At 63.3% G+C, this 14,597-nt stretch carries 2 protein-coding genes; both read right to left on the bottom strand.

Going from position 1 to position 14,597, the window contains the following annotated elements; genetic code table 11:
* Nucleotides 1-303: 303 nt before the first annotated feature.
* Nucleotides 304-651 carry an Imm8 family immunity protein gene (locus AC07P1_RS29190; RefSeq protein ID WP_494699130.1) on the bottom strand — a complete coding sequence of 116 codons (348 nt, stop codon included), beginning with the start codon at nucleotides 649-651 and terminating at the stop codon, nucleotides 304-306.
* Nucleotides 652-653: 2 nt separating this feature from the next.
* Nucleotides 654-14,564 carry a hemagglutinin repeat-containing protein gene (locus tag AC07P1_RS29185; protein ID WP_494699129.1) on the bottom strand — a complete coding sequence of 4,637 codons (13,911 nt, stop codon included), beginning with the start codon at nucleotides 14,562-14,564 and terminating at the stop codon, nucleotides 654-656.
* Nucleotides 14,565-14,597: the final 33 nt, after the last annotated feature.

Here is a 14,597-nt window from a genome sequence, read left to right as displayed (position 1 = left end):
CACATAGCGATAATGGACCTGATCCTATTCCTCGGTGGACGACCGGTACAGCTTACTGACTTGCCTGATCCTGATGGGTGACTGCTTCCTCTCGCCCTTCATGACTAAGCCAGCGTCAATGCCATCAAGAAATGGCTTAACAGTATCCAATACTTCTTTAACGTCCACATCAACCGGCGAATGCTTCTAAAGCAGAGTACGAAGTGCCAACGACTCCATTTTCATTTTTCTTTTAAGCATCGACTTGATCCAGCAACACTAACCACGGCGCAAAATTCGTAACAATTATGAACTAATAAATAATTACGAATTATAACCGGCATATTCCCACGCCATATATGTAGATAAATCTTTAGCCAAATCCCCCCATTTTTCAGCCTCACCATTTTCCAGAAGTAATTCGATAGCCTTGCGAATCGCCATGATATCATATACATTAACCACAAGGTGATTCCTGCCCCACCATGGAAAAGCGCCATATAGCTTGATCCATTCAGCGGTACACACGTAGAATTCGAAATAGTCGCTCCCTTCCTGATCGCTAGGCCCAATTTTTGCCAACAGCTTAACATTAAAACACTCAGAATTATCCGGCGTATAGTTTTCCACATTCACCTCATCAGAGGTCAAACCTTTTAATACTGCCTTCATCACTATTCCTTTTTTACATTTAAATGCCCGTTTGAAACTTTCTCCTTAACCCCCGTTACAGGATTTATACGATAAATCTCAAAGTTTGCTTGAACTCCGGTGGTCGCAAATTCCGAAGACTTTACTACAGGCGTTCGGTATACCCTTGTCCCATCAGCGCTTATCCAACCGCTGCCATCACTAGTAAGTTTAGCACCATCCCCGACCCAAGTCTTCCCTAACTGATCAGCCTCCGCCACAGTGCCACTTCCAATGGAAAAATTGGGATTTTTAGTGCCGCTTCCTTTTATGGCTTCGGCTAGACGGATGTCTTGTGCCGCAATATTTGCGAGGTTTTCTAATGCTAACTGCTCCTTTAAGGCCACCGATGTCGCTGCATTTGCGGTGCCATTGGTCCCTACAGTCTTACCTAAAGAACCACCTACCACAATCTCGCCGCCAACACCTAGGATGACATCTCTCCAATATTCAGGAGAAGTAATGACTGCCATGCCAGCGGCAGTGGCTTTATCTGTGTTTCCAGCCGCTGCTTCTAGCATTGCAGATGCCATATCTAACGAATACTGAGGCGAAACTTTCAAAATTAGTGCCTGAAAGCCGGCTGGAGCGTTCCTGAAAGCTTCGAAATCTAAAGGCTCCATAATCGCCAGCGGTTGGTGGGAGATTTTATCTAGCAACGTAAAGCTAACTACCGCACCATTAGCGTCCGTATTAACCGCTACGTTCGCAGTAGGCGTCGCCATAAATCCCAGAACTTGAGAACCGACGCCACCCATTTTTAAGATAGTTCCACAACCTCCGGCAGCCGGATTGCTACGGCAATCTTCCGAAGCCTTCAGGTAGTCTTTCCAATGCATCTGCCGGTTGTTCGTATCGGTGCCAAGAGCGCTCGCCGCGCCCGCTACACCCCCGACTAAAGCACCGGCGCCCACGGACATCAGTTCCCCAAGTCCTTGAACCATTACTTTTGCTGTTTCGTACCCCATGCCCTGTCCGGAAAGTTTCTCTATGGCACTATTCTGTAGTTCATTCAGTAATTTCGCTGACTCAGCAACTGTTGCAGAACCTGCAGCGCCACCAATTCCCCCTGACAGCGCGCCACTAACGGTATGCAGTGCAACTCGATAAATTCCTCCATCCTTCCACTTTTCAATTTCTTCTGGAGTAGCGCCTTGCTTGACAAGTGCGGCAATCTGCTTATCGGCGAATTCAGCGATCGCCTTTGGCGCCTGTTTGCTGAATTCCTGCGTAATGGCTATCTGTGAATCTATGTCCTTCTGAAGATTATTGCCATCCCAAAGTTTCGTTAGCGCACCTGCATCAGCGGTCTCAGTCGTTACTGCCCGGTTAACACTCTCCGCGACAGCAGCAGCGTCTTTGCCAGTCGCGAGTTGTTTGGCTTGATCTGTAATGACTACCAAGCCGCCGCTAATACCACTCAATGTAGTACTGCTCTGGCTACCGCTGGCCGAACCGATACCGGCACTGGCGGTTGGCGTGCCTCCCGCGTTCGCCGCCTTTTGCTGCTCTTCCGTAAGTGTTTTACCCGGCGGCAGCGTCTGGTTGCCAAAGGTTCCACTCACCGAGCCGGACATCGAGAAGCCACTAGCGCTGAACTCATCCTTGTTCTGCAGGTCGCTTGCGGTCAGGCTGCCAGTCATCAGTATGTTGTTACCTTCGTCAACGGCCGCCTGGCTGCTGCTCAGCAAGCCCCCCTTCAAGTCCGTGTTACCGCCAACGGTCACCTGGAAGCCGCCATCGCCAGCCTTGATGCCGCTTTGCTCGAGCACCGACAGGAACTCACCGTTCACCTTCGATTTGCTGATGCTGCCGCCGACCGTACTGGCGCCGTAGCAGAACGGCGGTATGCACAAGCTCGCGTTGAGACCGGAACTGCTTTGCTTGCTGTCGAAGTGACTACTGTCCTGCAGGCTTTCGATGTTCAGATCGCCTCCGACGTCGGCGACGACGCTGTCAGCGGAGATAACGCCGCCCTTCAACGTCGTATCGCCACCGCTGATCACGGTCACGTTGTTGCCAGCGTTGACGTGCGTGTTGGTGTAGCCGATGTCATCCCCGTCCGCCTTGCCACGCGCCTGGCTGACCGCCAGGTCGATGGTAAAGCCATTGGAGGTACCGCCGATCCCAAACCCGATGCCGATGCTGGCCCCGCTAGACTTGTTCGTGCTGTGCTGGCTGACCGTGTTTTCCGCCGCCAACAGGCTGACGTCGTTGTCCGCCGACAGGAAAACGTTCCCGCCGGCCGTGATGTCGCTGCCGATCGCCGTCAGGTTGCTGTCCTTGCCGCCGCCGGTGGCGGTGATGCTGACGTTGCCGCCTGCGGCGATGGTGGAACCCGCGACGGTGCTGCTGGTCGAGACGACATTATTCTCGCTCTTGGAGTTGCCCAGGCTGATGCTGACGCGCAGGCCGGCGTTCGTCGCCGTCATCAGCGACGTGGCAGCGTCCTTCAAGCTGGCTGCCGCGTTGAGCGCCGCCAGCGCCTGCATGCGGCTGCTCCCAGTGCCCTCGGCGGCCTTGACCATGCTACCCACGCTCTTGAGCGCTTCCACCACCGGCGAGGTGATCGTGCCGCCGATCGCCGTCTTGTTGTAGGTCGTGTGATCGGTGCTGTTGTTGATGTTGTTGGCCGCGTTGATCAGCACGTCCTTGGCGACGATCTTGATGTCCCCTTCCGGCGTGGTCACCTCACTCGACGTCTGCGTGTACTGCCCGCCCGCCTTCAACGTCACATTGCCGCCCAGGCTGGCGATCTGGCTGCCCACCTGCGTCACGCTCTCGGCCGTGCCGTCGTTGGTCGTCTTGACGGTGCCGATCGCCGCCTGGAAGCGCGTGCCGATCGAGCCGGATTTCTTGCTGCTGGTGGCCGATTCGCTGTCGACGCTGTTCTCGGCGCTGACGATGCTCAGGTCACGCTTGGCGTCGATGACGATGTCCTTGTCGGCCACCACCGTGCTGCCGGTGATGATCGTGTCGCGCCCGCTGGTGGCATTCACGCTGCCGCCGCTGAGCACGCTGCCCACCTGCGTGACCGTGTTGCTGCTGCCGGTCTTGTTGTCCTGGCTCTTGGTGTAACCGACGCCTTCGGTGATGTCGAGCGAGAAGCCGCTCTTCTTGTGTTCAGCGCTGTGGTTCTCGCTGCCCGTCTGCGCGGCGCTCGACACCAGCAGGTCGCGCCCGGCGTTCAAGGTCAAGGCGTTCTCCGCCGTCAGCTGGCTGCCGCCGATGACGATGTCATTGCCCGATTTGACCGAGACCGAGCCACCGCTGACGTTACTGCCGATAACGTTGCTCACGCTGCTGTAATCGGCCGTCGTGTCGCTGCTTTTCTTGAAGGTGCTCTTCGATTCGCTGTGATAAGCCAGATCCGAGAGGTGGTTCTCCTGCACCTGGGTGATGCTGACGTCGCCGCTCGCCGCCAGCGACACGTTGCCGCCGCCGGCGATGTTGCTGCCGGCGATAGCCAATCCGCCCGCGGCGGCGTCGCCCGCCTTGATCGTCAGGTTGCCGCCGCCGGCCACCGTGGCGCCCACGACCGTCTGGTTCTCATGGATGACTTTTTCGTAGAGTTTGCCAGACGGATCGTTTTCCCGGTGGGTCTTGACCTCGTCGACGACCGCCGCGATGGAAATATCGCGCCCGGCAACCATCGTACCGTTGCCGGTGGCGCCCAGGTTCACTTGCGTGCCGCTCAGCTTGATGTCCTGCCCGGCCTTGAGCGACAGGTCGCCGGTGGTACCAAGCTGGCCGACCACGTGAGTGATACTGCTGTCATTCTGCGTGTGGCTGCCAATCTTGGCGGAATAGGCGCTGCCAGTCTGGATGGCGTTAAAGGCGATGTCGCGTCCGGCGTCGATGACGGCGCTGGCGCCGACGATGGCGCCGCCGGTGTCGGTGACGTCGCGTCCGGCCGAGATGCCGAGCGCGCCCGTGGCCGTGATGCTGGCCTGGTTCGACAGCGACGTGTAGCTGCCGCTTGTGTTGACGCTGGCATACTCCTGCTTGACGCTGAGCGATTGGTTGATGACGTCGCGCTCGGCCTTCAGGCCGACGTCGCCGCCCTTGATCGCGCCGCCCTGGTTGACGATGTCCTGCCCCGCGATCAGCACAGTACGGCCGTTGCCGCCGTCAATCAGACCGCCCCGGTTGACGATGCTATCAGCGGTATCGATGAAGACGCCCGCGCCGGTGACGAGCGCGCCGCCAGGCTTGACGGCGTCGTTGCCGGCGTGCGCCAAATAGACCTTGGGCACAAGTACTTTTTCGACAGTGCCATCGGGCAGCATGACGGTTTCGCTTTCCATCCAGACGATGTCGCTGGTCAGGCGGCTGATTTGATCGGCCGTCAGCGCGATGCCGGGACGCAGGTTGAATTGCTGGGCAAAGCTGACGCCGCTGGTCAGCAACGCCTTGTAGCGGCTGTCATCGCTCTCGCCTGTGGCAGGGGCGCGGCCGGTCAGCTCGATCAACTGGTCGCGCACCATTTTCTGCTCGTAGAAGCCGTCGCCCAGGCGTTTCTGGGTGGTCGACGGGTCCATCGCCAGCTGGTTGAGCAGGTAATCGCTGCTGACCCAGTTGCCATGGTTGGCGAATTGCGAGCGGGTTTCGAACACATAGCTGCCATTGGCGTCGGGATTGATCGTGGACAAGCCATTGGGCGAGACCTTGACCGCGTTGGCGTTGCCGCCGACTTGCGAGGCGCCCTGCGTCTGCCCGGCGCCGCGTCCGGTGGTGAGGTCGCCCAGTGCGCCGCCGTTGGCACCGCTGCCGTTGACGCGATCCGCGCCGCGTGCGCCGCCGGTGACGCCGCTGCCGTTGGCGCTGCTGGCGTCGCCCGCATTGTTGACCAGACCGCTGCCGTTGGTGTCCAGCATGGTTTGGGCGTTGTTGCCCGTGCCGCTGGCGCCTGCCTGGCCGTTGGTGAGGGCGTTGTTGACCAGGCCGCTCGCGCCGTTCAGGCCGCCGCCCGAGGCGTGGTTGCCGACGCCGCTGCCGCCGACCTGTCCGTAGGCGCTGCCGCCGCTGCCGCCGCTGCCGGAGGCGTGGCTGGCGGCCGTGGCGATGTTGTTACCGGTGGCGACGACGTTGACGCTGTCGAGGATGTTGCCGGCCGTGCCGGCGGTGACGTCGACGTTGGTAAAGCTGCGCCCGGTGATGCTGACGCCTTTGCCGCCGGAGATGGTGCCGGCGGCGGTGCCGATCACCTCGTTCAGCGTCGGCTTCGTATAGGCAGTGACCGTGCCCTTGTCAGTGGTCCAGGTGCCGTCAAACGTATGCGCACGATAAAGCGTGGCCCCTTCGTTCGTGATGGCGGCGCCGCCGTCGATCACCAGCGTGTTATTCGCAATGATGTTGCCGTACTGATTCATCAGCGACTGGCCAACCGTCATATGCATGCTGCCGCCCGACAGAATTTGCGCTACGGCGCCGGAAGTGGGCGAGATTTGATCCTCGATTGCCACGTGGTGCGCCTGACGCGTTTTCTCTACATTCATGCCGGCGTCCAACGTCTTTATCTCGTCACGCCGAACGATGCTCGTCGGGTCTGAGTAGCCGGGTTCGGTGACAAAGCGCACGCAAGTGGTGGAGCAATTGCCATAATCGCTGGAGTAAGTCGGCCCCGCATTGTTCCACTGGGTCACGTACTGCAAATAGAGGCCACTGGGTGTTCCGGTCGGACCGCCCTGATCGGGATTAGCTTGATTGGTCTCGCTCCATTTGTAGTACAACACGCGTGTGCCTTCGCTGACACTGATACGCGCACGTTCACCATAAGCGTTGTGCAATCCGGTGGAAGCCCAGAAAAACGCCGAGTCGTTGGCATGGGTGCGTATCAACGCCTTGCCATAGCGGGTCCCGTCCGGGGCGACCAACATCTCATTCTCAAGAATATCGTCCGGATTGACGTAGTAAATTTCATGCGGATAATAGTTAGCGGCGTTGGTCTCATAGCTGTTGTGGTTATCGCCATGCTGATACCAATCTGGTATCGCCATCTGCTTGGTTTCATCGACCGTCTTCACCTTGACCAGCGACACGTTTTCACGGATGTTGTTCAGCGTGCCCGCGTTCAGCACCAGATCGCCAGCCGCTTCGATGGTCGACGAGATATTGTTGACCACGGCCGTCTGCCCGCCCGTCAACGCGCCCACGATGGCCAGGCTGCCGGAACTGTAGATGGTCGCGCCGCCGGTGTTGTTCACCGTGCCGGACACGCCCAGGATCATCGAATTGGTCGCGCCCACCAGCGACGTCGCCGTCGTGTTGTTGAGATTTTGCGCGGTCATCGTCACATCGCCGCCGACGATGGCGTTGTTGTTGGTGACCGTGCCGCCGCTGACGATGTCGAGCGCGGTCTCGCCGTTGATCTCGCCGTCGTTGTTCAGGTCGCCCGCCGCCTTGATCGCCACGCCCTGCGCCTGAATGACGGCGCCGGCATTGTTGGTCACCGCGTTGCCGCTCAGCGTGAGGTTGCGCACCGCTTCAAAGGCGGCGTTGTTGGTGATGTTGCCCGTCACCGTCAGGCTCAGGTCGCGGTTCGAGTGGAACTGCTGCGTGCCGTTGCCTTGCGTGTAGTCGCCATCCATCGTCAGCGCCAGGTCGCGCCCGCCCTGCAGCTCGCCGTTGCCCGTCATCGTGTGCGTGACGACGATCAGGTCGCGGCCGGTGGTGATGTGGCCGCCTTCGTTGCTGAGTTGGTTCGTGGTCAGATTCAGGTCGCCTTCCGAGCCTGTCGCCGTTCCCAGATTGCCGCCGTCGTTCTTGACGACGTTGGCGACGATCAACGCGTTGCCGGCCGAGACAATGGAGCCGCTGTTGTTCAAGGTGGCGGCCGCCTGGTTGAAGGTGAGCGTGCCCGCGCTGTTGATCTTGCCCTGGTTGTCCAGTTGCTGCGTCACCTGCAGGTCGAGGTTCTTGCTGGTGGCGATATTGCCGTTGACGCCGCTGGTCAAGGTCGTCGATTTGATCAACAGGTTGCCGTTGCCGGCGATGGTGCCGTTGTTGCCGATCGCGCCAAGGCTGGTGATGGTGGCGTCGCCGCTGCCGATGTTGATGATCTTGCCGCTGCCGTTGTCGATGGATTGCGCCGACAAGGTCAAGACCGATGCCACGCCGACCGCTTCGATGACGCCGGCGTCGTTGCCCAGGGCGCCGGTCGCCTTGATCTCCAGGTCGCCGCCCGCGTGCAGCGTGCCCTGCGTGTTCGTCAGCGCGCCGTCGATGGCCAGTACCGCCTTGCCGTCCGACAAGATCTGGCCGCCGACATTGCTCAGGCTCTTGCCGGTGACGGTCAGCTCGGCGCCGCTGTCCTTGGCGGTGGCGATCTGGCCGCCGTCGTTGACGATGGCATTGGCTACGAACGTGGCCTTGCCGCCGGCGACGATCTTGCCGTTGTTGTTCAGATTGGCGGCGGCTTGGTCGAACACCAGTGTGCCGGTGCTGGTGATGTCGGCGTGGTTGTCCAGTTGCTCGGTGACCTTCAGCAACAGATCGTTGCCGGCGCCGATGGCGCCGCCGGTGTTGTTGGTCAAGGTTTTGGCGCTCAGATTGAGGTCGCCGTTACCCGCCAGCACGCCGCTGTTGACGATGCTGCTGTCGCTGACCAGATTGGTGTCCCCGGTACCGACGTTGACGATACGCCCCGCCGTGCTGTCGATCGCGCCTGCCTTGATGTCCAGCTTGCTGGCCGCGCCGCCGGCCTCGATGGCGCCGCCGGTATTGTCCAGCGTCCCCGTCGCGCCGATGTCGACGTCGCCGCCCGCCTGTACCTTGCCTGCGCTGTTATCGAACCTGCCGCCGCTGGTCAAATCGGCGTCGCCGCTGGCCAGGATCTTGCCGCCACGATTGCTGATGGCGTCGGCATCGACCTCGATGTCGGCGCCGGAAGCGCCGGCCGTGGCGATCTGCCCGCCGTCGTTGTTGAAGCTGGCCGCGTTGAAGGTGGCGCGGCCGCCGGAGATCATTTGCCCGCTGTTGATGAGGCTTGCGCCCCATTGCATGAACTCCAGGGTGCCGGCGCTGCTGACCGTCCCCATGTTCTGCATCTGCTGCGTCACCGCCAGGGTCAGGTCGCCGCCGGCGGCGACCGTGCCGCCGGCGCCGTTCTGCGCCGTCCGCGCCGACAGGATCAGATCGCCATTGCCGGCGATCATGCCGTTGCTGGTGATGGCGCCGACGGCGCTGATCGAGGTCAGCCCGCCACCGACGTTGACCAGGCGGCCGCTGCCGTTGTTGATGGCCCCGGCGCTGATCGTGAACACGCTGGCCGCGCTGGCCGTTTCGATCACGCCGCCGGAGTTGCTCAGCAGGCCGCCGGCCGACAGGTCGAGCGTGCGCTGGGCCTGGATGGTGCCGCCCGTGTTGTTGACGGCGCCGGTGACGTCGAGCAAGGCGCTGCCATTGGCCAGCACGCTGCCGCCCTGGTTACTCATGCTCTGGCTGTCGATCAGGATATCGGCGCCGCTGTTGTTCAGGGTCGCGATCTGGCCGCCGTCGTTGTTCAGCACGCCGGCCGCGATGTGCGCCTGGCCCGCCGAGACGATCTGCCCCCGGTTGTTAACGACGACGGTCGCGCGGCTGAAGTCGAGCGTGCCGCCGCTGCTGATGGTGCCACGGTTGTCGAGCTGCTGCGCGACCGCCAGGTCCAGGTTGACGCCGGACACGATATTGCCGCCGGCCTGGTTCTGCAAGGTATTGGCGACCAGGTTCACATCGCCGTTGCCGGCGATCAGGCCGCTGTTGACGATGCCGTTCTGCGCCGTGACGGACGTGTCATTGGTGCCGACGTTGACGATGCGCCCGCCGGTGTTGTCGATCACGCCGGCGCCCAGGCTGAAGGTGCTGTCGCTGCCGATCGCTTCGATGACGCCGCTCGTATTGTTGAGCGCGCCGCCCACGTCAAGCCCCATGTCCTGCCTGGCCTGGATGGTGCCGCGCGTGTTGTCGGCCGTGCCCGCCACGACGAGCTGCGCGGTGTGGTCGGCGAGGATGGCGCCGTCGCGGTTGCTCAGGCTGCCGCTGGTCAGCGCGATATCGCTGCCGGAACCTTTCACCGTCGCCAGTTGGCCGCCATTGTTGTCGAACGCGCCCGCGCTCAAGGTCGCCTTGCCGCCGGAGACGATGGTGCCGCGATTCTGCACCGCCGCCGTCACCTCGGTGAAGTCCAGCGTGCCGGTGCTGTTGATCGCGCCAAGATTTTGCAGCTCGCGCGTCACGCCCAGGGTCATGTCGCCGCCGGAGAAGACGGTCGCGCCGGCCGTGTTGCGCAAAGTGTCGGCGGTGACGTCCAGCTTGCCGCTGCCGGCCACCAGGCCGCCATTCAGCAGCAAGGCATCGGCGCCGACATGGGTGTCGCCGGTGCCGACGTTGACGATGCGGCCGCCGGTGTTGTCGATCGCGCCGGCCTGCACCTGCATGACGCTGCCGGCGCTGATCGCTTCCAGCACGCCGGCGGTGTTATTGATGGCGCCGCCCGCGCTGACGCGCAGGTCCTGCACCGCCTGGATCACGCCCTGGGCGTTATTCATCGCCCCGGTGAGCGTGAAGATGGCGTTGCGGTCGGCCTGGATCAGGCCGCCACGATTGGAGACGGCGTCGGCCGTGATGCCGACGTCCGCCTGTGACTGCTTCAGCGTGGCGATCTGGCCGCCATCGTTGTTCAGCACGCCGGCGGCGAGCTGCATTTCACCCCCGGCGACGATGCGCGCAGCGTTGGTCAGTGTGGCCGTCGCCAGGGTCGAGGTCATGGCGCCGACGCTGCTGATGACGCCGTTGTTGTCGAGCTTGTCGCGCACGGCCAGTTGCAGCGCGGCGCCGGAGGAGACGGCGCCGCCGGCGCTATTGGCCAAGGTCAGCGCGGACACGCCCAGGTTGCCGTTGGCGGCGATCAGGTTGTTGTTCTGGATATACGATGCCGAGGTCACGCTGGAGTCGCCGTTGCCGGCGCTGACGATGCGGCCGTCGGTGTTGTCGATGGCGCCGCCGTTCACGTGCATCGCGCTGGTGGCCGCCAGGGTCTCGATGACGCCGTTGCGGTTGTCGAGCAGGCCGCCGGCGCCCAATGTCAGGTCGCGCCGGGTCTGCACCACGCCGTGCTGGTTGTCGGCCGCGCCGCTGACGGCGATGTCGCCGCCGCCGTCCGACAGGATGCGGCCGCGCTGGTTGCTCAGGCTGTCGCTCTCGATGGTGAGGTTGGCGTCCGACCTGGCCGCCGTGGCGATGTCGCCGTCGTCGTTGTTCAGCCGCCCGGCCTTGATCAGCAAGTCGCCGTTGGCGCTGACGAGTCCGGTGTTCACCAATTCTGCCGTCACGCGGCTGAAGGCCAGCGTGCCGTTGCTCTGGATGGCGCCGTCGTTTTGCAGGCGGTCGCTCACGCCCAACGTCATGTCCAGGCCCGACGTCACAGCGCCGGTGGCCGTGTTGTCCAGGGTTTGCGCGGTCAGGGTCAGCGCGCCGTTGCCGGCGATTAAGCCACTGTTGAGGACGCTCGTGGCGGCCGCGACGTTGGCGTCGCCGGTGCCGACGTTGACGATGCGGCCGCCGGTATTGTCGATCGACAGCGCGGCGACGTCCAGTTTGCCGAGCGCGCCAATCGTTTCGATCACGCCGTTAGTGTTGTCCAGCCCGCCGCCGGACTTCAGCAGCATGGCCGATCCCGCCTGTATGGTACCGGACTGGTTGTTCACCGCGCCGGCGAAATTCAGGTTGGCGCCGCCACGGGCGATGATTTTCCCGACGCGGTTATCCAACGTTCCGCCCCACAACGACATATTAGGGCCACGGCTGCCGGTGGCGGCGATCAAGCCGCGGTTGGTGAGCGCGTCCGCATACACGAACATGTCGCCGGTAGAGCTGATTTGGCCGTAGTTGCGCACATTGGCCGTCGTGCCGCGCAACGTTAGTACCTGTTCGCTATCGATCAGGCCATCGTTCGTCAGCGAACCGGTCACGCCGATGTCGAAATCGGCGCCGCTGGTCATCGTGCCGCTGTTGTTGATGAGCGAGGCCATCATGTTCACCGGGCCGCCGCCCGAAATGACGCCGCTGCTGACGATGTCGTGGAGGGCGCGGATGTCGGTCCGGCCAACGCCGACGTTGACGATGCGGCCTGCGCCATTGAGGATCGTATCCGTTTGCAGGCTCAGCTCGCTGGCAGGGCCGGCGGTCTCGATCGCGCCGCCCTGATTGCGCAAGGTGCCCGCCACCACGATGGCGGCGTCGCGCTCCGCCAGCATCAGGCCGGATGAGTTGTCCAGGCCGCCTTCGCTGGCGGTGACGCCGAGATTGCGGTCGGCGATCAGTTTGCCGCCGCGATTGTCGATATCGCGCGCGCTCACCGACACGCTGGCGCCGGACCCGGCGGCCGTGCCGATCTGGCCGGCAACGTTGTTGGCATGCGATATCGCGACCGTGATGTCGCCGCCGGCGGCGATCCGGCCAGCGTTGTTGAGGGTGGCCGCGTCCTCATTGAAGGTGAGCTTGCCGCCGCTGCTGATGTCGCCGCTGTTGTCCAGTTGCCGCGCCACGGCCAGTTCCATGCTGGCGGCCGCCTGCACAGTGCCGTCATTGCGCATGGTTTGCGCGTCGAGCCGCAACGCGCCGTTGGCGCCGATGAGGCCGCTGTTGAGCAGCTCCCCGCCGCTCGAAACGCGGCTGGCGCCGCTGCCGGCGTTGGCGACGCGGCCCTTGCTGTTGTCAATGTCGGCCGCCGCGACCGTCATGCTGGCGGCGGTGTCCAGCGTCTCCAGCACACCGGCGCGGTTGTCCAGTTTGCCGCTGGCCGCCAGCGCCAGGCCGGTCGACGCTTGAATGTAACCGTTCAGATTATCGACGGCGCCGTTGGCATTGAGCGCGACACGGCCGGCGGCGACGATCTTGCCATTGACGTTGTTGATGGCGGCGCTGTTCAACGCGAGATTGGCCCCGGCCGACAGCAGGCCGCCGCCATTGTCGAAAGCTTGCGACAAGCCGGTGAAGCTGCCACCGACGATGATCTTGCCGTCGTGGTTGTCAAACTTCCCGGTGCGCAAGCGAAAATCGCGCAGCACGCTCAATTGTCCGGCGCTGTTGCTGAAGGCGCCGCCGTCGACGTCCAATGACGACAGGTTCAACTGTCCGCTGGCGTTGTTCAGCGACGCGACGGCGACACCGATGTCGCCGCCGGACATGATCCTACCCGCGCCGTTGGCGACGGCGCCAGCTATTTGGAGGTAGCCGTCCGGCACAGGTGTCGGCACGGGCGCAGGTGTCGGCACGGGCGCAGGTATTGGCGCGGGCGCGACGGCTCCGGCGTCGCCACCGGAACCGCTATTGGTGGCCGGAACGCCGCCCCCGCCGGTGCTACCGCCCGCCCCGCCGCCGTCAACGGTGGGAGGGGTCACGCCCCCGCTGCCGGCCGCAACCGGCGCCGCCCCCACCTGTCCGCCGCCGCTGTTGTCCAGAGACGCGGCGGCGATGTCCAACCGCGCCACGCCGCTCTGCACGATCTTGCCGGACTGGTTGATCAGCCCCCCGGCGGCGCTGCTCAGCGCCACGCTTTGCGCCTGGATAAACCCGCCACTATTATCGATATCGCCTTGTAACGACAATGTCGCCCGGGCATCGCTGCTAAGCGTGCCGCGATTCGTCAGCGTGTTGGCCGCCAGCCGCAGCCCGGTCTGGCCGCTCAAGATACCGCTGTTGGACAGGGCCGCCGACGTGTCGAGCGCCAACGCGCCCGCCGCGAAGACGGTCCCACCGTTGTCGATCGCGTCCGCGCCGGCCAAGGCGACATCGGCCTCGCCATACACCTTGCCGCTATTGACGATACCGCCGCGCACGCTCAGCTGCATAGCCTTGCTGGCGCTCAGGCTGCCGGCGTTTTCCAGCCGCCCGGCGCTGGTCACGACCAGCTCGCCGGCGGCCGCGCCGATGCTGCCGGCGTTGCGCACGCCGACACCGGCCTCGGTGCCGATCAAGGTGATTTTGTTGGCATACATGCCGCCCAGCAGCGCGGTGTCGACGCCGTAGCGCGGCGCCTCGCCGCTGCCCGCGCCGGAAGCCAGGATGGCGGTGACCGCGCCGGCGGCGTCGGTGGCCAGGCTCACCTCGTTGGCACCGGTCGTCACTTCCAATTGCTGCGCCCACACGCCCGCGTTCAACCGCACCGAGCGCGCGATCAGCGCGGTGTAGTCGGTCAGCCGCGCGTCGAGCCCGGAGCCCTCAAGGCTGATCAGTCCGCGCTGCACGGAATAGCCGTTCAGGCCGCCATCGGCCGCGTTCATCAGCGGCGTGCCGGTGGTCAAGGTCGCCCGGCTGACGTTGATGAAACCGGCGCCATCGATCACGATGCCTGCCGGATTGGCGATCACCAGTTCGGCACGATTCCCCGCCACTTCCATGTAGCCGCGCAGCTGGCTGGGATTGTTCGAATTGACCTCGTTCAGGATCACGCGCGCCGTGCCCTTCGCCATCCACGGATTGCCGTCGATCCAGCCGCCCAGCTGGCTTTGCACCGCCGCGCGGGAATTGTTCAACACCGCGCCGCTCTTGGGCACGTCGAAGCGGTTGTAGACGTTGCGCGACACGCCGGCCGCGCTCGGCGTCTGCACGTTGACCTGCAACACGCCGTTGGCCGTGTTCAACACCGTGGCTTGCTGGCGGCCGGGCGCGTTCGGGTCGGCGACGATCTGCGCCGCCGCCATGTTCATCATCGCCGCCGAACCACCCATCACTCCCAGCAGCGCCAGGGTCATGCCGCGCACGCGCGCCGTCATCGGGCCGGGCCGGGCGCCGCCGGTCGACGCCGCGCCAGTCTGGCCACGCCCCTTGCCCTGGCTGCTGGCGTTTTCCTGGACGGCCATCAAAAGACCACGGCGTTTATTGAAGACGATGCGATAGCACAGCTTGTTCATGACGATTCTTTCTGCCGGCGGGGTTCGGGCCGG

It is taken from the genome of Duganella sp. GW821-FHT07F09 (assembly GCF_059418705.1).
This window is presented reverse-complemented; position numbering and strand designations above follow the sequence as displayed.